Source organism: Paenibacillus sp. HGH0039, from assembly GCF_000411255.1.
Classification (GTDB): Bacteria; Bacillota; Bacilli; order Paenibacillales; family NBRC-103111; genus Paenibacillus_F.
In genome coordinates this window covers 2,116,376-2,136,370 of record NZ_KE150412.1, presented here as the reverse complement: position 1 = coordinate 2,136,370, position 19,995 = coordinate 2,116,376, and the positions used below count along the sequence as shown (strand labels likewise).

14 protein-coding genes and 1 pseudogene are annotated in these 19,995 nt (G+C 48.5%); 9 read left to right on the top strand and 6 right to left on the bottom strand.

The genetic code is table 11. The annotated features are described in order from the left end of the window. Positions 1–2 precede the first annotated feature (2 nt). Positions 3–1,271, top strand: coding sequence for a phosphoribosylamine--glycine ligase (gene purD / locus HMPREF1207_RS09255; RefSeq protein ID WP_009675240.1), 1,269 nt, complete (start codon positions 3–5; stop codon positions 1,269–1,271). A 529-nt stretch (positions 1,272–1,800) separates the two neighbouring features. Here purD and HMPREF1207_RS29765 read toward each other — a convergent pair. Further along, complete coding sequence (locus tag HMPREF1207_RS29765) at positions 1,801–1,953, bottom strand: hypothetical protein (protein ID WP_009675268.1); 153 nt, start codon at positions 1,951–1,953, stop codon at positions 1,801–1,803. 310 nt (positions 1,954–2,263) lie between these two features. On the opposite strand from HMPREF1207_RS29765, the gene HMPREF1207_RS09245 reads away from it, so the two are divergent. Then, positions 2,264–3,490 carry a stalk domain-containing protein gene (locus HMPREF1207_RS09245; protein ID WP_009675251.1) on the top strand — a complete coding sequence of 409 codons (1,227 nt, stop codon included), beginning with the start codon at positions 2,264–2,266 and terminating at the stop codon, positions 3,488–3,490. A 71-nt stretch (positions 3,491–3,561) separates the two neighbouring features. Here the strand turns inward: HMPREF1207_RS09245 and HMPREF1207_RS09240 are convergent, their stop codons facing one another. Next, positions 3,562–3,990 carry a thiol-disulfide oxidoreductase DCC family protein gene (locus HMPREF1207_RS09240; RefSeq protein WP_009675241.1) on the bottom strand — a complete coding sequence of 143 codons (429 nt, stop codon included), beginning with the start codon at positions 3,988–3,990 and terminating at the stop codon, positions 3,562–3,564. A 544-nt stretch (positions 3,991–4,534) separates the two neighbouring features. Next, positions 4,535–5,146, bottom strand: coding sequence for a hypothetical protein (locus HMPREF1207_RS30235; protein ID WP_016423612.1), 612 nt, complete (start codon positions 5,144–5,146; stop codon positions 4,535–4,537). Between the two features lie 285 nt (positions 5,147–5,431). Between HMPREF1207_RS30235 and HMPREF1207_RS09230 the strand changes: the two genes are divergently transcribed. The 4 genes from HMPREF1207_RS09230 to rlmD all read left to right on the top strand — a co-directional run bounded on the left by HMPREF1207_RS09230 (position 5,432) and on the right by rlmD (position 10,436). After that, positions 5,432–5,722 (top strand): YerC/YecD family TrpR-related protein, encoded by a 291-nt coding sequence (locus tag HMPREF1207_RS09230; RefSeq protein ID WP_009675256.1) that lies wholly within the window; start codon positions 5,432–5,434, stop codon positions 5,720–5,722. 488 nt (positions 5,723–6,210) lie between these two features. Next, positions 6,211–6,999, top strand: coding sequence for a sirohydrochlorin chelatase (locus HMPREF1207_RS09225; RefSeq protein ID WP_016423611.1), 789 nt, complete (start codon positions 6,211–6,213; stop codon positions 6,997–6,999). Between the two features lie 9 nt (positions 7,000–7,008). After that, a complete protein-coding gene (locus tag HMPREF1207_RS09220; RefSeq protein WP_009675265.1) occupies positions 7,009–7,938 on the top strand; it encodes a diacylglycerol kinase in 930 nt (309 codons plus the stop codon). Between the two features lie 5 nt (positions 7,939–7,943). Next, positions 7,944–10,436, top strand: coding sequence for a 23S rRNA (uracil(1939)-C(5))-methyltransferase RlmD (gene rlmD / locus HMPREF1207_RS29185; protein ID WP_016423610.1), 2,493 nt, complete (start codon positions 7,944–7,946; stop codon positions 10,434–10,436). 256 nt (positions 10,437–10,692) lie between these two features. Here rlmD and HMPREF1207_RS09210 read toward each other — a convergent pair whose 3' ends face one another. Next, positions 10,693–10,917, bottom strand: a complete 225-nt coding sequence (locus HMPREF1207_RS09210) for a hypothetical protein (RefSeq protein ID WP_036739607.1) — start codon at positions 10,915–10,917, stop codon at positions 10,693–10,695. Positions 10,918–11,037: 120 nt separating this feature from the next. Between HMPREF1207_RS09210 and HMPREF1207_RS30230 the strand changes: the two are divergent. Continuing rightward, positions 11,038–11,229, top strand: a pseudogene (locus HMPREF1207_RS30230) (recombinase family protein); the annotation flags it as partial. A gap of 52 nt (positions 11,230–11,281) precedes the next feature. Here the strand turns inward: HMPREF1207_RS30230 and HMPREF1207_RS30225 are convergent. Continuing rightward, positions 11,282–11,419 carry a DUF4368 domain-containing protein gene (locus tag HMPREF1207_RS30225; protein WP_231392031.1) on the bottom strand — a complete coding sequence of 46 codons (138 nt, stop codon included), beginning with the start codon at positions 11,417–11,419 and terminating at the stop codon, positions 11,282–11,284. A gap of 380 nt (positions 11,420–11,799) precedes the next feature. Between HMPREF1207_RS30225 and HMPREF1207_RS09200 the strand changes: the two genes are divergently transcribed. After that, positions 11,800–12,780 carry a phosphotransferase enzyme family protein gene (locus tag HMPREF1207_RS09200; protein ID WP_009675261.1) on the top strand — a complete coding sequence of 327 codons (981 nt, stop codon included), beginning with the start codon at positions 11,800–11,802 and terminating at the stop codon, positions 12,778–12,780. A 174-nt stretch (positions 12,781–12,954) separates the two neighbouring features. Continuing rightward, positions 12,955–13,392, top strand: coding sequence for a GNAT family N-acetyltransferase (locus HMPREF1207_RS09195; protein WP_231392030.1), 438 nt, complete (start codon positions 12,955–12,957; stop codon positions 13,390–13,392). Between the two features lie 581 nt (positions 13,393–13,973). Here HMPREF1207_RS09195 and HMPREF1207_RS09190 read toward each other — a convergent pair. After that, a complete protein-coding gene (locus tag HMPREF1207_RS09190; RefSeq protein ID WP_016423608.1) occupies positions 13,974–19,505 on the bottom strand; it encodes a DUF4011 domain-containing protein in 5,532 nt (1,843 codons plus the stop codon). Positions 19,506–19,995: the final 490 nt, after the last annotated feature.

Genomic DNA, 19,995 nt, shown 5'->3' with positions numbered 1-19,995 from the left:
CTATGCGCATATTGGTTATCGGCCGCGGAGGCCGGGAGCATGCGATCGTCTGGTCGCTTCGCAAAAGCCCGAAGGTGACGGCTCTGTTCTGCGCACCGGGCAACGGAGGCATTGCCGAATTGGCGGAATGTGTGCCGATTACGGAGTTCCAGTTTGCCGAGATCGCGGAATTCGTCCGTCAGAACGCCATCGATCTGGTCGTCGTGGGACCGGACGATCCGCTCTACGAAGGCATCGTGGATTACCTGGAAGAGCACGGCATCCGCGCATACGGACCGAACCGGGCGGCGGCGGAAATCGAAGGAAGCAAAGTATTTATGAAGCATCTGCTGAAAAAATACGAGATTCCTACGGCCGCTTATGAAGCGTTCGAGGACTACGAAGCTGCGCTTGCCTACCTGCGCAAGCTTGGAGCGCCGATCGTCATCAAAGCGGACGGGCTGGCCGCGGGCAAAGGCGTAATCGTGGCGTCGACGCTGGAGGAAGCGGAGAAAGCGTTGAAGGAAATTATGGTCGAGAAGCAGTTCGGCGCTTCCGGCAACCGCGTCGTCATCGAAGAATTCCTGCAAGGACAAGAAATGTCCCTGCTGGCGTTCGTTGACGGCAATGTCGTGAAGCCGATGGTGCCTTCCCAGGACCATAAGCCGGTTTTCGACGGCGACAAGGGACCCAACACCGGCGGCATGGGCACGTATTCGCCGGTGCCGCACATCCCGCAGGAGATCGTGCAGCAGGCGCTGGACACCATCGTGAAGCCGGCGGCCGAAGCGATGGTGAAGGAAGGGCGCCCGTTCCGCGGTGTGCTCTATGCGGGACTGATGATCACCGCGGACGGACCGAAGACGATCGAGTTCAACGCCCGCTTCGGCGATCCGGAGACGCAGGTTATCCTGCCCCGGCTGAAAAACGACCTGCTGGAGATCATTCTGGCGACACTCGAGGGCCGCTTAGCGGACCTTGAAATCGAGTGGAGCGAAGAAGCGGCCGTGTGCGTGATCCTCGCATCCGGCGGCTACCCCGGCTCGTACCCGAAGGGGCTGCCCATCGAGGGCCTGGACGCCGCAGGCGGAGCCCTCGTGTTCCATGCGGGTACGGCGCTTGAAGACGGCCGGCTGGTCACCAGCGGCGGCCGTGTGCTTGGCGTCACGGCGCTGGGCCGTGACATTGCCGATGCGCGCGAGAAGGCGTATGCCGCCGCGGACCGCATCTCCTTCGAAGGGAAGCAGAACCGGACGGATATCGCGCTGAAGGCACTGAACGCGATGAAGTAAAGGGCAGGCGGATGATGGTATCCGCTGCGGCTGTTGCGGGCAGGCGCTTTGTAGGTGCTCACCGTTATGCGACGACGTACGCTGGGAACTGCTCACCGTCATGCGACGCAGTACCGTACGCCGGGAACTGATCATCGTCATGCAACGCAGCACCGTACGCCGGGAACTGCTCACTGTCATGCGACGCAGCACCGTACGCTGGGAACTGCTCACCGTCATGCGACGCAGTACCGTACGCCGGGAACTGATCATCGTCATGCAACGCAGCACCGTACGCCGGGAACTGCTCACTGTCATGCGACGCAGCACCGTACGCTGGGAACTGCTCACCGTCATGCGACGCAGTACCGTACGCTGGGGAGCTGCTCTCGGTGCGGTTGCTTCTACTAAAAGGAAGTTTGCTTTGGAGTTTAGGGTTAACCGAATAAACGCACGTGGCTTCCTTTCCAGGGAGTTCCGTGCGTTTTTTTGTGGTTTTGGCCAGCGGTTAAGTTAGTGTGTTCCATGTCGTCAACAGAGAGCGCCTAATTTACGATTTGCGCTTTCTTGCTTCCCTTTTGTTCAGCCAGTAGAGCTGAAGCTCGTTTCTTTTGCTATAGACAAAGTAAATGGCGAACAGGCAGCCCAAAATCATCACAATCGGAATCCAGTGCCCGCGTATAAATGTCCCAATAGTGCCCATATACGAAACCCTCCAATATACCGAAATACTTTGAAAAATTGTTTCTTATTATATAAATAAAAGAAGACAACCGACCGGTATTTTGATCACGGAAAATGCTAGGATCATGGTTTTCAAAGACGGCAGAGCAGAGCTATCCGGCTTAGTATGGCCTTAAACGGCAAGGATATTCACAAGGCGGATAGGCCCAAGCAGGGGTGCTAATCTACTTTAGAAACATTTTGTATCAATAATTCAAATAACCTATTTACAAGTTACATTATGTATCGTAAAGTAGAACAGAAAAGATTTGTATCTGGGAGGGTGAGAAATGAAAAAGTTAGTTTACGGATTGACTATGATGCTGGCTTTGTTCCTGCTTCCGCTTGCGGCTTCCGCAGCCTCTGGAACGCAGTTACAAGTCAACGACAAGGCAATCGGACTGTCGGCGGAACCACAAATTTCCGGTGATACGGCTTATGTAGATTTGGCACCGGTTCTTGGCAGTCTCGGCTACACTGTGCAGCAAAGCGTGTACGGTACAGGCTGGACCGTGTCCAAAGACGGTTCCAAAATCGAGCTGGTGTCCGGCTCAAGCTCTTTTGTAGTGAATGGGGAAAGTGTAAAAGCCGGGGCCACTGTTATTCAAGGCGGGAACAAGCTTAACCTGCAAGCCTTCGCGGACCTGACAGGACGCAAGCTGAAGGTGGACGGTGAAAAAGGACTTATTTCATTAAACGATACGCTTCAAACGAGTGTGCTGGAAACCCTTTACACGGGTACGCTGACGAGTTCCGCACAAGCTCCAAAAGCGCTGGCCCAAGGTAACCAAGGCTATACGGGTTACATCAAGATCTTTTACCCGAACGGCAAAGTGTTCTACGACGGATATATGGTGAACAGCAAGTTTGAGGGCAAAGGAAAGTATTACGACTCGAACGGTGTGCTCCGCTACGATGGAAACTGGAAAGATAACAAGTTCCACGGACAAGGCAAATCGTATTACGCCGATAAGCATCTGGAGTATGACGGTATGTGGAAAGCGGGTCTGAAGCAGGGATACGGCACCTACTACTGGGCGTGGGAACCTTGCGGCGAACCGCCGGGCAGCATAACGGGTTATAACAAGTATGTCGGTTTCTTCGATAAAGACGAGTTCGATGGCGTCGGCAAAATCGACTGGGCGGACGGAAGCAAGTTCGAAGGCTTTTTCTCCAAAGGTCAAATTAAATGTGCCGGAGTTTTCTACTGGACGGACGGCTGGAAATATGTAGGCATGTACAAAGACGGCAAGCGTGACGGCTTCGGAACGGAATACAACGAGAAGGGAACCGTCATCTATGAGGGCGGATTCCGCCAAAACTTGGCTGAAGGCTACGGACGTCTGTACGATGCCAAAGGAAACCTTTTGTATGAAGGTGAATTCGTAAACGGACATCCGAAGGGGGAAGCTACAGCGCGCACGCTGACGGGCTTCCAAGCTCAGTCCAATCAAAAATCATCGGAAGCTCAGCTGCAAATGCATACGCAAAACCAAATGGAAGTTACTTTCCAATAAGGCTGTAAAAGAAAATAACCGGCGTCTCGCGATGAGATGCCGGTTATTTGTTTTTGCGGGGAGCGGGGCGGTTAGTCCAGAAACCGCCGGCGCAGCTCCGGCGTGGGGACCATGCACGCGTCCCGCTGCCCGAACCAGCGGTAGCGGTTGCGCGCGATCCAGCGGTACACCGCATCGCGGATCGGCTTCGGCACCGCTACGAAGCCGTACAGCAGCGGCCACGGGTACCGCAGCCGGCGCAGCACACGCAGTCCGGCGGACGACTGCGTGTAGATGCGGCCTCCTTCGATGAGCACGAAGGAATCGAAGGAGGCCGCAGGCAGGCCGTGCCGGGCAAGCAGCCGCTGCCCGGCTTCCGACTGCAGCGCCGCGAACCGGACTCGTCCGGCTGGGTCGCGGCGCACGGTGAACCGGACGGCGGCATTGCACAGGTTGCAGACGCCGTCGAACAAGACCACAGGCCCGGAGATGGCTTCCGGGCCGTGAAGTGGAGCCTTCATAGGGGATCACCCGCCCGTCCTAGTGAGTATACGTCAAGTATATCACAGGGGAGCGGGGGGAGGCGGAGATGAAGGCGGCCTTGGTTGAGGGCCTCGGCCCGCCGAAACGCTAAAAGAGGCGCTGCGGCTTGCCTCGCCTCGCAGCCCATATGGCGCCGTGCCTTGCGAAAGCCGTGAGCGGTGCTCGATAACTTTTGAAAGAGGAAATGGGAGACGGTTCAGCTCGGATTATATCCAAACATTTTCCTGTTTATTTTATGTAAATGGAGGAGAATTCTATATATTTTTTGTGCGGGAACCGATATAGTTCATGATTGTGGAAGAAATGCTGTGCTGCGGCTTTAAAGGAAACGATGTTTGCAGAGCGTGTGTCAGTGCGAGGGCAGGCCGGTTGTCTGACAACGGTAAGCTGTCAGCCGTCAAACTGCCAACGGCGAACGGCGAACGAAGAACGATGAACTGTCTCAAGCAGTCGCGTCTCGCCATTAAGTTAAGGGCCCGGTATAAAAAAACCGGGTCCTGCTGGGGACCCGGTCTTATCCGCCTACCTGCGCGAGGACCGTGTACGGCGCTTGGTTGTTTTGCCTTTACGCTTGGTCTGCGTGGATTTTCTTTTCTTTTTGCGCTTGGCGGCGGGTACGGTATTCGCGCGCTTGGTGGCGGCCTTCGCTCCGAAGCCGCTGAACATCAACTTGAGCATGGGAGCAAACTGCTGGACGGAGCCGACGAATTTCTGCACTTTGCCCATGGTCCCGATGACGCCTTCAATTCCGCCCATGCGGTCAATGAAGCCTTTGATCTGATTGATGTTCATGCCGCCTAAAAGGCCGCCGGCTCCTCCTCCTGAACTCCCGGCTGCAGCGGCCGGTGCGGCGGAATTAGCGGGTACGGGCAGATTCTGGCCGAATCCGGAAAATCCCGGGCCGCCTTGAGGGAAGCCTCCGCCCCCGGGGAACCCGCCGCCTGAAAAGCCTCCCCCCGGCAACCCGCCGCCTGCAAAGCCGCCTCCGGGGAACCCGCCGTCAGAAAAACCCCCGCCGGGAAATCCCCCGCCCTGGAAAGGACCTCCGCCCTGACCTCCTGCCTGACCCGGTGAGAACAAGCTTCTGGTTTGCACCTCCGGCTGTCGGCCGTGTTTCGGATAACGATAGCTCACTTGAATTCACGATCCTTTGCAAAGGATTTACTGCTATATCCTATGTGATAGGCAAACGTTTGGACTGGACGGATATCACGGGTATGTGGAAAATGTCACGGGAACCCGAACGGCCCCAATGTACACTACCAGGAGAAGGTCGCGATTTAGAGCGGTAACGCTTAAAAATTTTACTGTTTTGCAATTGTAAAGGAAGGAGATTATAATAAACCTGTCGAAATAGAAATTATTGTTCTACCGATTGTCCAGAAATACAAGATGAAATGGAATCTAGGGGTTGAAGATATGCAGTTGAAAAAACTAAATGATAAAGCGATTGACCAGCTTTTCGAGGCGATTCTTACATTGAATAGCCTGGAGGAATGCTATACATTTTTTGACGATCTTTGTACGGTGAACGAGATCCAGTCGCTGTCCCAGCGTCTGGAAGTGGCGCGGATGCTGCGCAAAGGCTGCACGTACAATCAGATCGAAGCCGAGACGGGCGCGAGCACGGCGACGATTTCGCGCGTAAAACGCTGCCTGAACTACGGAAACGACGGCTATGTGCTGACGCTGGATCGTCTGAATCGCTAGGGCGGCAGAGATGGGCGATGCCTGTTTTTCGCTCTTCAGCCGGCGGAGTACCTACTGGAAAATTTTATGTACAAAACGGGTTCTGTGAACGGCACCGAACCGGTACGGCTCTCAGGCAAGCGGACAGCAGTTTTTGGGGAATGTCCACTGGTAGTGTACAAGTGATCGCTCATGTGAAACATTTTTTAGACGGAAACGATCATTCGATGCGATACCGACAACAACAGATGTTCGACTGTCGCCCAGGTGACGTCAATCGGAAGCCGCAGGGTTGAACGGTCCCCATGCAGCGAGCTGCTCCGGAAAGCCTCTCCTTTTTAAATGGTAGTATTCGTATGCTTGGAGCGTTCGTTCCTTACAACAGCAGACCGCGTAAGGCTTAGAATCCCCCTCTTTACACCCGTAAATGGGGATTTTTCCTGTTTATTGACATAAGGGGCCAGTTTAGATAGCATGAAAGCAGGATGAACGGAAGCGGAGTGAAAGCCATGCGTACGTATGGGATTTTGGTGATCAGCCACGGCTCGCGGAGCCGGGAATGGGTGCAGCTGGTGGATGAAGCTGTAGCGGGGATGCGTGTCCCGGACGGCGTTCCGGTGTTCGGTTCTTTCCTGGAGCTTGTGGACGGACGGCTGATTCAAGACGGGATTACCTGGTTAGAAAATCGTGGTGTGACCGATCTGATCGTCATCCCGCTTTTTGTATCTAAAGGAAGCACGCATCTCGACGAGATCGCGTACGCGCTGGGCCTGAAGCCCGAGCCGCTTCTGCCGACGGACCTGGAACCGTTCGATATCAAGGCACGCGTGCATATGACGCCGCCTATGGATGAGGACGCCGAGCTGCTGGCGGAGATGGTGTATGAGAAAATCCGCAGCCTGTCGGAGGACCCGGAGCGGGAAATCGTGCTGCTTGTGGGACACGGCAGCGTCGAGCAGTTGTTTCATCTGGCGTGGCGTGGAAGTCTGGAGCGGATTGCCCAGGCTTTGAAAAAGACCGGCGGATTCGGAACGACGGACGTGGCGATGCTGCTGCCGGATCAGACGAAGCGGAAACTGGAATGGTGGCAGGAGCGGAAGCCCGGGCATGCGGTCATCATTGCGCCGCTTTTTTTAAGTGAGGGCTATTTTACGAGAGAAGTGATTCCTTCCAGGCTGGAAGGGTTTGACTACCGATATAACGGGCAATCTATACTGCCGAGTCCTAAGGTCAGCGAGTGGCTGGAGCGGCAGGTTGCCTCTTTTTTTAACCGGGACCATTATGAGCAAAAAAGGTGATAAAGAGAAATGGCCAAACGTGCTAGATTGATCTATAACCCGACTTCGGGTCGAGAAGAAATGCGCAAGCGCCTGCCGGAAATTCTGCAGCGTCTGGAGAGGGGCGGTTATGAAACGTCCACTCATGCGACTATCGGCGAGGGAGACGCGATGCTGGCGGCCTCACAGGCCGTGGACCGCGGGTTCGACCTTATCGTTGCGGCGGGCGGAGACGGGACGCTGTACGAAGTGGTAAACGGGATGGGCGAGAAGCCGAACCGGCCTCCGGTGGGCATTTTGCCGCTCGGAACGACGAACGATTTTGCCCGGGCTTTGAACATTCCGCGCGACTGGGAAGACGCCGTGGATCTTATCGTCCGCGGGTATACGAGACCGATCGATGTCGGTAAAGTGAACCAGAAATATTTTATCAATATTGCGGGCGGGGGCTCCATGACGGAGCTGACGTACGAAGTGCCCAGCAAGCTCAAAACCATGATCGGGCAGCTTGCCTACTATGTAAAAGGACTGGAAATGCTGCCGCGCCTGCGGCCGATTCACATGCATTTGAAGTCCGATGAAATGGAAATCAACGAGGACGTTATGCTGTTCCTCATTACCAATAGCAACTCCGTCGGAGGCTTTGAAAAGCTGGCTGTCGACGCGAGCCTGAACGACGGGCTTTTCGACGTCATCGTGCTCAAGAAGTGCAACCTGCCGGAGTTTATCAAAATCGCCACCATGGCGCTCAAAGGCGACCACACCAACGATCCGAACGTCGTCTATTTTCAGACGAGCAAGCTCGAAATTTCGTCCCCGGACTACGTGCAGATCAACCTGGACGGCGAACTCGGCGGCACCTTGCCGGCGGTTTTCACCAACCTGCAGTCGCATATCGAGATCATTGTAGACGAATCCGGTCTATCGACATATAAACATCAACGCAGATTAGGGAGTTAAAGCTTATGAGTAAAAATAAACGGCGGGGCGGCGCGTTCGCGGGGAAGCCGCAGGGCGGGGCGGCGTCGGGTAGGTGGCAGGGCGAGGCAACGCTGGGGCAGAACCGGGGCGGTGCGTTAGCGGGCAAGCCGCATGGCGCAACACCGTCAGGACAAAGTCGTGGTGGAGCATCTGTTGGCAAGAGGCAGGGCGAGGCATCGCCAGGTCAAAACCGTGGTGAAGCCGAACGACAAGATGCAGCACCGTTGGGATTGAACCGAAGCGGTACATCCATGGGGAAAACGCACGGCGGGCCGGGTGAGCGCCGTGGCACGCTCCGGAATGAGAACGCTGGGCGAGCAGGCTTTGCGGCTGACGGACGGAGCGAAGTGAATAGAACGCACACTGGGCAGGGCCGTGGAGGCGCTGCTCAGCGGGCGTTTGGCGGGTATGGCGAGGCCGGCCGTGTGAAGCCTTACGGCGAAGTGACGGCGCGTGGCGAGGGCTCTGGCAGCCGTGAGAGCGGCGGCAGAGCCCGGGCCGAGCGGACATCCGCGCCCCAAGCCGGGAGCAAACGCTCCGCTGCGCTGGCCGGTCTGCCGGTGGAGAAGAACGGCGAGTATACCGCCGAGATTATCGGCATCGGACATGACGGAGAAGGCGTGGGCCGCGTTGAAGGCTTCACCCTTTTTGTTCACGGTGCCCTGCCGGGTGAGCGGGTGCGCCTTAAGGTACTCAAGCTCAAAAAGCAGTACGGCTATGCCAAACTGCTGGAAGTGCTGGAATCGAGCCCAGACCGTGTCGGTGCGCCTTGCCCGATCTACGACAAGTGCGGCGGCTGCCAGCTCCAGCATTTGGACTATGCGGCCCAACTGAAGGTGAAGCGCCAGCTCGTCGTGGACAACCTGGAGCGGATCGGGAAGCTTAAGGTGGCTAAAGAAGCGGATGCCGAGGCTGGAAATGCCGTCGGAGATGCCTCTGTATTAAGAGCTGGTATGGTTGACGGCAATACTACTCCAACGAGTGAGAGTTTCAAACCAACAGATGAAGAAATCACTGTTCCCGAAGATAAAGTGATCAACGACGAAGCGTTGGAATCCAAAGAAGACGCAGACGATACTATAAGCGGAAGCGGGCTCCAGCCGTTGATGGATACGGAGTTTGTGGACGCTTCTGATTTGCTGAAAGATGAGAGTGATTCAGCGGGTGACTCGCGAGGGCAGGGTCAAACTAATGATAGCGAGAACATCAAATGGGATAACACCATTGGAGATAATGCCGTTGGGGGTAACACTGCTCTAGGAACAGGTGCCGCAATAGGAACAAGCTCCATTGGTGATGTCCGTGAAAATATCGGTGAAAGTACTCTTGCAGCCGGTGTGAAAAGAACAAGCCTACGCCGCGGAGAATCGGCGGATTCGCTGAAGCAAGAGAGTGCACGTGCTTCCGAGGCGGACGGCATCGTCGTGTATCCGACCATCGGCATGAGCGACCCGTGGAGATACCGGAACAAAGCTCAGGTACCTTTTGGCGAGGAACAGGGTGGGCTCGTAGGCGGTTTCTACGCGCAGGGCAGCCACCGGATTATCGACATGGAAACCTGTCTGATCCAGCATGCGAATAACGATGAAGTCATCGCTAAGGTCAAAGAAATCGGCCGCGGACTGGGCATTCGCGCTTACCAGGAAGAAACACACGAAGGACTGCTTCGGCATGTCGTCGTAAAAGTCGGCTTCCGCACGGGCGAGATCATGGTCGTGCTCGTTACAAACGGCAAAGAGATCCCGCATGTGGAGGAATGGATCGAGAAGATTCGCGCCACGATACCGGGCGTGGCAAGCATTTGCCAGAACATCAACACCGGACGGACCAACGTCATCTTTGGAGCGACGACGCGCGTTCTCTGGGGCCACGAAGTCATCTACGATTACATCGGCGACGTTAAGTTTGCTATCTCGGCCCGCTCGTTCTTCCAGGTCAATCCGGTTCAAACCGAGGCGCTTTACGGGAAAGCGCTCGAATATGCCGGGTTAACCGGCGGTGAAACCGTCGTCGATGCGTACTGTGGCATCGGCACCATTTCGCTCTTCTTGGGGAAGCATGCCAAGAAGGTGTACGGCGTCGAGATCGTGCCGGAGGCGATCGAAGACGCGAAGCGCAACGCGGAGCTGAACGGCATCCGCAACGCGGAATTCGCCGTGGGAGGAGCGGAGGACGTCCTCCCCGAGTGGCAGCGCGCGGGCGTCCGTCCTGACGTGATCGTCGTCGATCCGCCTCGCAAAGGCTGCGACGAGCGGCTGCTCGACACGATCCTCCAGCTCTGTCCGGAGCGGGTCGTCTACGTATCGTGCAACGCCTCAACCCTCGCGCGCGATTTGCGCGTGCTCGAGGACGGCGGGTATCGCACCGTGTGCGTTCAGCCGGTGGATATGTTTCCGCATACCGTTCACGTAGAATCGGTGGCTTTGTTGGTGAGGGATGGTACTGTGAAAGTCACTCAAAGTCATCCCAAAGCCTAATTAGTCGTCTCACCAGCCGAGCGAAATTCAGGTAACCACTCCTGTTTTCCTCGGCTGTTTCTTTTGGAGCAGGGGAGAGGATTGAGGGTGAAGGGAAGCTCTTGAATTAACCAAATCTTTTGATAAAACAGGCTTTACCCCGATTTTCTGCGAATTTCATCCGATTTTACTCCGATTCGTAAGACGACTTTAATTGCATAGAATGAATCAGGAATTTAGGGGGGAGAGCTTAGAATGCAGAACAAGGGGCTTCTGATTAAGCCCCTAGCAATAAATCACCCATTACCTGAGGGTGGGCGATGTTGTAGTGAATTTTGATAGTGCCGTCTTGATGAACTTCTATCTTCTGAATGACCTGATGAAGCAGTTGTTTTAGAACTTGCTCGTCATCAATGTCAAGCTGTGCAAACAACGCAATTTTCTTCTGAAAGGCACGGAATTGCTCTTCCGTGTCTTTTTGTGTTTCGAGAACGGATTCCAATTCCGCTTTGCGTTTGGCAAGGGCTTGTTGTTCTTCCTGATTCCGTAGATTTTGGGCGGTAAACTGTTCCAGGGTAAGAGCCTGATTAGAGAAGAGAGTTATAAGCCCTGAACGATATAAGTGAGAGGAACGTTACGAATTAGAATAGCTTATGCAAGGGTTTCAACCGCCGACCAATCCCTAGACCTACAAATGGGCGCATTAATGAAATTTGGTTATGACCGAATCTACACCGAGAAGGCGAGCGGCGGCAAAGATGACCGCCCCGAACTAGCTAAGGCGTTGGAGATGTTGCGTGAAGGAGATACCTTTATCGTTTACAAACCTGTCTATTCGTCACATGTGGAATGCTATGCGTTGATAGTTAGAGTAAAGAATAAGCAGAGGGGTTCGAGAATCTGTAAAAGATTCTCGGACTCCCATCTGCTTTAATCTCGATGCGATCAATTAGTCTGTGAAGGATTTCGGGCGTTAGCTCGTCGAATAACAGGAACTCCTCCAAGGAATTCTTTAGTTGGGAAAATGCTAAAGTATCGTCTTGGATTTGAAGCGATTCATCGTACTGTCGATTTTTGAACTTCAGCTCGTCTAACTCCTTATTGATCTAGGCAACATACTCATCATGCTCGCTTTTTGGCATGTCTCCGTCTAAGTGCTTTTAATGCAGGATGGGTGTATGCACCCGCTGGAGAAATTGCTTAATGTGATTATAAAGAGGTTACATTTTATGGTAACATATTGGTGGAGTTATTTCTTACCGAAAAAGATGGAAGGGGTGACGTGTTTTGATAAGTAAGGATAATCAAAATTGTATGTTTATGAGAGGGCTTGCCTCTTAGTGAAGTTCAGTCCTCTCATAAATAATGGGAGGAAAACATCGAAATGATGAAGTTAAGTAACATGGTTAAAGGTTTGGCTTCAGATGCCGTTGCAAAAAGTCTTATTCAAAATTGGGAACATGATGAAGGTACATTAATGTTCTGGCGTGCCAGTTCCAACTTCGTATATGCTTTCGAGAATAAGCAGGAGAAATATTTTATGCGATTCAGCTATGATCAAGAAAGTTCTATCGAACAAATTACAGCAGAGCTTGAATTCATGGAATATTTGAAATCTAACCATTACCCTTGTGTTTCTCCTATTCTTTCAGTAAACGGTAAGTATATTGAGACAGTACAGAACTCAGAAAGAACGTATTTTGCAGTTGTGTTTAATTCAGCCAGAGGTGCTACATTGGATGAGAACATAACAAAAGTGCAGTGTGAGGACTGGGGAAGTTCACTTGCTTCCTTGCATCAATTATCGAGGTTGTACGAGCCTGTCAGTACGAAACGATTCAATTGGCAGGATATACTACGGAAGGTTGATGCTGTGTTACAAGCCTACCCAGATGAAAAAGAAGCAATTGAGGAAATTGTTATACTTACTGAGCGGCTTCAATCATTCCCTATTTCAAACTGCAATTATGGATTAATCCATTATGATTTTCAACTGGACAACATATTTTATGAAGAGGAAAATCGTTTGTTTAGCGTTATTGATTTCGATGATGCTGTTTATAGCTGGTATGCTCACGACATTATTACGGCTCTTGATGATTTTCTTGACGGTGATATGAACTTGGATAATCATCAAGTGAAATCGTTTCTAAAGGGTTACAGTTCAGTAATTCCGCTAAGTGATGAGGACATTAACCAGTTTCCGTATTTTCAAAGGTTCATGAAGTTATATAGATTCTCGAAATTGTTATGGTCGTTGGAAGGTTCCGATGTTACAGATGCACCCAAGTGGCTTGATGATGTAAAGTTAAAGTTCGCTCGTGTTAGAGATGAATTGAGACGGGGATTCCAAGAGCAAGACTGAGTAAATGACAAACAAGATTCACCAAGTGTAATGCAAGGTGGATCTTGTTTATTTTGGCTCTGTTAAACTGTGTTGCTGATTCTTTTGAAGTAACGGGGAGTTATGTTCACAAAAACCATAAACAGGAGGATGACGGTTTGGCTATTGTACGATTAGCAACATTAGACGTTTTAGATGAACTTATTCAAATGCGTTGGGACTTCTCTAGCGGAGGATTATGGGCTTAGTACCGTTAGTTTTGAGGAGTTCCATCTGATTTGTAGCGAGTTTTTGATTAAAGCAATTGAAAGCGGAAATTGGTATATTGGGGTGGCAGAAGCTCAAAAAAATATAGTTTCACATATGTATTTACAGTTGATACATAAAGTACCCCGACCAGGTAAAACTTCAGACCCTTATTACGGATATGTTACCAATGTCTATACTCGTCTAGCATTTAGAAGCCGAGGTATAGGAACCGAGATTCATGTCGCTATGGAAAAATGGTCAAAAGAAAATGGAGTTGAATTTCTTATCCTTTGGCCGAGTAGCACCAGTTTTATGAAAAAAATGGATTTGCTCAATGTGAAGAAGCGATGGAAAAACATTGGTGATTACATTGCCAGGGGGTAACTACGATAACCTAATCAACCGCCCTTTCGTTGGACGGTTTTTCTTTTAGTCAAAAAGTTTAACATAGCCTTTATTTTAGGTGAATAACAGCCACATCTTAATGTAAAATAGACCTATCTACCGTCAGCACTCATGCCACGTAGAATCGGTGACGTTGTTGGTGCGGGATGGTACAGAACGCTGAGATTGCAGTGGTGGAGCGGGTTTGGGGAGTAGTGCAGATGGGATGGAATGCTGAGTCTGAGACGATGAATATATTAGATTAATTTGGGAATGTTAGTTTTGGAATTAGTTGTTTAATATTGGAACAGAGGTTCGATTTCCCTCTTCTCCATAAGTAAGACTAGTGAGCATGCTCTTATAGGGCATGCTCACTGTTCTTTTACGAGGATGTAATGCGTGGTGGTTGAAATGCCTTGCTGCGGCTTTACAGGTACTTTGGTAACGTATACATGGAGTTTTCCTGATGCGAATTGTGGACAGCGAAATAAAAATTTTAAGTAAATCTTTCTCAATGATTAAACAAATAACGGGTGATCAATTTGCTCTTGATCACCCCACATTTTTGACGTTTATCCAATTTACACTATTATTTTGCCATTCTGATTTTTAACAACCCCAGATTGAATTAAATACTCACATGCTTGCTGCATGGCAAGATTGATGTTGCCGCCAGTTCTGCTGAATCCAAATGCACGTGCAGTAACCAAGTAAAGATCATTGGTAGTGATTCCAATACTCTTGCTCACTATCTGGAGCATCGCTTCAGCGATTTCTTCCTTTGAGATATGAGCTATTGTTCTTACCCCAACGTCAGTAGAAAGGGGGACCCTCGCTTTGATGTTCTCGGCCTCCTTGATCCAGAGGAAGCCATCTCTCCGGTCCAGTTTATCCGTTAGGTACCTATCGATCACATAGTTGACTGAATCCCGGACTTTGACTGTCACCTTCTGATTTCCAAACAACCCGACCAATCTTTTGCACAGCAATTCAAAATGGATCGGGTATTCCTTCTGGACAACATGCTTGATAACGTTCTTCAGATACGTAGTGTCATCCGAAGGGCGTTTTACCTCATACACGTTGGTCTCTTCGTAATAATCGAATGAATACGGGTTGTCGTAAGATTGGTCGTCATTCGGTAGGGGACTCTCAATAACCTCAATGCTTATCGATTCATGTAAGTGATCGTCTTGAAGTCTTTGCACTGCTCCAGAATTCGTGCTGTTTTCTTCTGAATATTCATTTAATGCTTTATTAACAGCTTCGAGTAGCTTCTGTCCCTCTGTTAAAGGATCCTTAATCCAGTCAGTAGACCATATGCGGTATATCCTCCAACCTATATCTTCTAAAACAGTTTGACGCAGCCTATCACGTTCTCTAGCCGTTCGAGCTGAATGGTAAGTAGCTCCATCACATTCTATTCCTAGAACGAATCTACCGCTTAAGATAGGGTGTTTAACGGCAAGATCAATTCGATATCCGGAGCAACCTACTTGAGTAGCTATAGAGAATCCATTCTTTACTAAGTAGTCATAAACAGATTCTTCAAATGGGGAATCTACGTTTACTGTATCGGTGTACGTCAATTCGTTAAGGATTGCGTCAGGACCATTCATAGCGAACTCAATGTAGGAGCGTAGCATTTTGACACCCTCAGCGTTTGTGCTCTCCAGCTTTATGTCGGTTGGCCGAATCGATCCTACTAATTTCACGTTATACTTGGCTCGGGTTATGGCAACATTTAACCGACGAAATCCGCCCGATCTGCTTAAAGGCCCGAAGTTCATGTACATTACGCCGTTTGGATCTTTAGCGTAACCAATGCTAAAGATAATGGTATCGCGTTCATCACCTTGCACGTTTTCTAGATTCTTGATAAAGAATGCTTCTTCCTTATCCTCATTAAAGAATTTCTCGTACTCTTGGTTTTGTAAACGTAATTGACGAATTGCAGCGTCAACGGCTTGTTGTTGGGCTTCACTAAAAGTGACAACTCCTAAGGATCTGTCGGGATAATTGCGGAAATGCTCATAAACCAATTCTGCAACACGTGCAGCCTCTCTGGAGTTACACTTCTTGCCTCCGCGATCATAAACCCCGTTTTCCACATAAATGTATTCGACGCCGTGATTAGGAACTTTATCGATGTGAGATGGAAATGTGATTAGATCATGATTGTAGATCTTTGCGTTCGAGAATGCGATTAAATGTTCATGTCGGCTTCGGTAATGCCATCTTAGTGTACGTTCTGCAAGAACAGTTAAAGATTCATCAAGGATAGACTCAAAGGCGTCTGTATCATCTAAACCCTCATCATCAGAATCGTCCACATCAAAGTCACTATCTGATGTATTCGCGGCGAAGAAACTTGTTGGAGGTAACTGTTTATTGTCACCGGCTATTATAACCTGGCTCCCCCTCATAATGGCTCCGATTGCATCTTCTGTACAAACCTGTGAAGCTTCGTCAAAAATTACAACATCAAAATTGTAATTATCCGAGTCAAGAAATAAGCTTACAGAAAGAGGAGACATCATAAGACAAGGTTTTAATGTTAGCACAAGGTTAGGAATTGCCCTGAATAGCTTACGAAGAGGAAGTATTTTACGCTGCTTACCTAATTCACGTTTTAATATCCCGACCTCATCTACGGCCGTTGTTACCGTGTTCAGATCCGGCAACCTCGAGACTAACCGTTCTTTAATCCTTGTTCGGGCTAGAGTAAGCTGAGTCAGATCAAGACGATTAAATTCGTCAATGATCTCATCATGATTCCGACTACGGAATGAGTTAACTGTAGGAAACGTAAGGATCACAGAGTCTACCCAAAGTCGGTAAAATCGCTTTAAAAAAGTACCTACAATTTGGTTCTTGTCAATTTTATGCTCTTCTATCTTCTGGACATACTCGGCTAGGCCTTCTTTATTACACTCATCACGACAACTACGGAAATCAATCCATTCTTCCAGTGAGGAAATGTTATTTAGACAATTGCGGATCTTTAAGGACAACTCTGTTAAGTCTGTCCGTTGCAACTCTTCTTTATTGTCGAAAAGGTCTACATACCATCGCCATTCCTTTTGTATCTGGGAGAAGCGGTCTTTTAGGTTCTTATTGTATGTCGAGACATCATAGATGAATAATGTATCGGAACAAATGCGAGTAATATAATCCATTGGTATAGTGTATTTTTCGTGTATCTTTTTGAAATCGCCTGTCCAAGATAACGAACCTAAGATTGAATTCCAGTCCGTCTGGATACTACCATTGAAGAAGTTCTGATAAGTCTCTTTAAGACGTTCACTTTCCGTATTAATCGTAAGGTCAGTGATCTGAATGATCTCGAGCTTGGAGAGATCGTCCATTACTTCATCATAAGATAGTTCTTTGCTGCTGAATCTGGTCACCTCTGTAAATAGCTCATCTAGATCCTGTAGTGAATTTGTTACATTAGTAATCATTTCAAGGAGTACTGGAGAATCCATGGTCTTATAATCCGCAGTCGTTGAGAGTATTCTTTGAAGAATAAGCGGTAGTTCATTATCGTTTATAATTCCAAGTTTCTCATGGTACGTTTTAAGGCTTTGATAGGTAGAACCACTGCTAATAAGGAAGTCCTTAACACTTGGTGGTATCGGTTCACCCGAGAACGAGTTGATGATACTTGAGAAATGTTCAAGTGATTGTTCCAACAGACCCCAGTCTGTTAATTTTCCCGCGTAATGGCTTCCAAGCAGTTCAGTCAAGAGGGGATCATTCTCTTTTAGCCATGTATGCTTATCGGAGAGATCCTTTAACTGATTTAAAACGGTGATAATTGTTTGATCGTCGATCTTGTGATTACTGCCCTTCATTAGGCCAAGGACTTGTTTTTTATCTGATCTATAACTCTTCTTAAGATGTTTTAACCAAGAGGCGTATTCCACTTTGAACCGTTTAAGTATAGAAGAGAAATCCAACTCAAAGATTTCTTTGTCAAAGATGCTGCTTATAGAAGCTATGATTCCATTAATTTGGTTGTAGGTATTTTTAGCTTCTAAAGATATCTTCTTAATTGCGGTGTATTTTCCCGGCTCAAACCATGCCTCGGTTGGCCTTGGATTAACAAGTATATGACTAATAAGCGCGTGTAGGTTCTCTAAGCCGGCAATAGAGGATTTGTATGGAATTTTAAGTGTTTCAGCAATGCTGTCTGCCGCGGCAGAAGCGGTTTCTAGTTTTGTAGTAACCGTGGATAGTTCATTTATGATTGATCTTGCAAACTTCATTACATCATTTTCAGTTGAAAAACTACCGGAGTTTAAAACCGGCTTAATGGCTAAGGTTTTTGTATGGAGTTGTGACTTTCTAGCTTCTGCTGGCATTGTGAAGTAATCGCTATGATACACCTTACGCAGTTGAGCTTGATATTCCTCATACTCTTTTTTCATCTCGAGATATTTCTCTGCTTGCTGAATAAGGGAGGAAATGTCATCCGTTGTTACCCAATGGATCGGAATACCCGGTGATTTCTCAGATACATCGAGGATCTCAATGAGATCATTTAATTCGTATAAGTTCGACCCCCTATTCAAACCAAGTGTTGTATTCGTTTTGTTGAAAGTCTCTAGCAATGTTTCGAAGGCAGGGGACAGCTTCCTTAGGTTCGTCTCTATATCATGCCTTAGTTCGTGAGAGACATTGGGAACTTTGCAATTGCTCCATGAATTAAGAGCATAATCATCGGTCATTTTTCCGATGGTCTCGGATAACTCGTTCAGGAGGTATTTATATCTATTCAATTGTTCCAGCGTGGTTCCGGCAACGTTGTTGATGGTAAATATAACGTCGGGGGTCTCATACAATTTTGCCAATTTCCCATTAACCATATATAGAGATTGATTAAGTGGCTGGATTATCGTATGGAGTTCCGTAACATAATGGTTCAATTTTTCTCTTTGTCTCTCGAGCAATTCGAGCTGTGAAATTGCCTCTTCATGTACCTTAAATCTATTTAAAGTCAATGTGCGTCCAAGATCATTCAGAACTTCTTTCTTGTTGGCTTTATGGCTGTGTAGAGTCAAACAAAAATCTGAGAGACCGGCCTGAGACAGGCGTTTATGTACTACCTCAAGTGCTGCCATTTTCTCAGACACAAAGAGTACCCGCTTACCTTCAGCAAGACTCTCAGCGATAATGTTTGTTATGGTTTGGCTTTTTCCAGTACCTGGGGGGCCCTGCAGCACAAAACTGACACCCTTCTTTGAATAAAGAATGGCATCTTGTTGGCTGGAATCAGCATCTACAACTTGAAACGTATCTATAGCACGTATTTTCTTATCATGATCATAGTGATTGAATTCAGCTGGCAGTGTGTTGATTTGAGTTCTGTCTCCAGATAACCCGAGAAGAACGGGATGGGCCTTAATTTTTTCTTGATTCTTATCTATGTCTTCGTACATATTTATTTTCAAAAATGATAATAGGCTTAATCCCGTTTCAAAGGCAACTTCCCATTTGTTTTTGACAACAGTTTTGCTAAGGGTTGTGAGATAATCTGTTATGCTTTCTTCGTGTGCATCAAATTCAGGTAGAATTACCCCAAATTCGTGCTCCAACTTATATTTTAATGTTGGGTTGATAACGACCTCGTCTTCATGTAGACGCAGGACGAAAGGGGACGTAATGGATTCTAATGTAAGTGTAACGGGAACAAGCACGATAGGTGATGTGATGGTTTGGTCTGAGTCCAGGCTTTCCTTCCATTTGAGAAAGCCAAATGTAAGGTATAGGATATTGACGCCCTGCTCTTCAAGTGCTGTCTTCGCTTTATTTCTAAGATTTCTTAACGTCCTCTGTTGCTCTTTGATTGATTGGTTAGTTTGGATATCGCCAAGTGAAGTAAATGGCTCAGCAGCTTCATCGTCATCATCTTCGAGTTCTTCAAAAGAAAAAGGGAATTCTAAGGTTGTCTCATTCACGACTAGTAGGCTGAACAATTCGGACAGATCAGGATTTACAATCTTTATGTTCGAACGCTTGGTTTCCCGATAATTAATGAGTCTGTTTTTCTTACCTAAATCAAGGAGTCGCTTTTTCCATTTATCTATACGGACATCTATTGTTGCCATTACTAACACCTCAACTATCCAGGACTTTTATCATAAGTATGCGGGAAACAAAGTTCCTACAAATAAATTCAACAGCTAGAAAAAATCTCCTTCTTTCGACTCATTGTGGCTATTAAATGTCAACATATATATCAAAATGTTGAATTAAATTGGTCCAAGGGCCTCACCACCTTCATTTTGAGTGGGGCACTTGACTTGCTCTCTATGTTACGCTGTAGAAGATAATGCCTGTGTGGCTATATTTTCGGATAGGGGTTCGACTCCCTCGCTATTATGAACTCTTAGTCCTATGAAACCACAATATTTAATCAGGAGAGAGGGGTGCATCACGTTCGGCGAAGCCATTATTTTTGATTGACGTTACGACTTTGTAGCACAATGAAGCGGACTCATACTATTCTGATGAGATGTATGAAAGAAATTTATATAGGAAGTTCTCCACTCCTCTTTTTCCTACAGCAAAAGAACCCACCTGATAGGTAGGTTCTTT

Coding starts and splice junctions, on each gene's coding strand:
- HMPREF1207_RS09220 (WP_009675265.1), top strand. CDS start 7,009: ATGGCCAAACGTGCTAGATTGATCTATAACCCGACTTCGGGTCGAGAA.
- HMPREF1207_RS09190 (WP_016423608.1), bottom strand. CDS start 19,505: ATGGCAACAATAGATGTCCGTATAGATAAATGGAAAAAGCGACTCCTT.
- rlmD (WP_016423610.1), top strand. CDS start 7,944: ATGAGTAAAAATAAACGGCGGGGCGGCGCGTTCGCGGGGAAGCCGCAG.
- HMPREF1207_RS09225 (WP_016423611.1), top strand. CDS start 6,211: ATGCGTACGTATGGGATTTTGGTGATCAGCCACGGCTCGCGGAGCCGG.
- HMPREF1207_RS29765 (WP_009675268.1), bottom strand. CDS start 1,953: ATGGGCACTATTGGGACATTTATACGCGGGCACTGGATTCCGATTGTG.
- HMPREF1207_RS09245 (WP_009675251.1), top strand. CDS start 2,264: ATGAAAAAGTTAGTTTACGGATTGACTATGATGCTGGCTTTGTTCCTG.
- HMPREF1207_RS09195 (WP_231392030.1), top strand. CDS start 12,955: ATGAACTTATTCAAATGCGTTGGGACTTCTCTAGCGGAGGATTATGGG.
- purD (WP_009675240.1), top strand. CDS start 3: ATGCGCATATTGGTTATCGGCCGCGGAGGCCGGGAGCATGCGATCGTC.
- HMPREF1207_RS09230 (WP_009675256.1), top strand. CDS start 5,432: ATGCAGTTGAAAAAACTAAATGATAAAGCGATTGACCAGCTTTTCGAG.
- HMPREF1207_RS09200 (WP_009675261.1), top strand. CDS start 11,800: ATGATGAAGTTAAGTAACATGGTTAAAGGTTTGGCTTCAGATGCCGTT.
- HMPREF1207_RS09240 (WP_009675241.1), bottom strand. CDS start 3,990: ATGAAGGCTCCACTTCACGGCCCGGAAGCCATCTCCGGGCCTGTGGTC.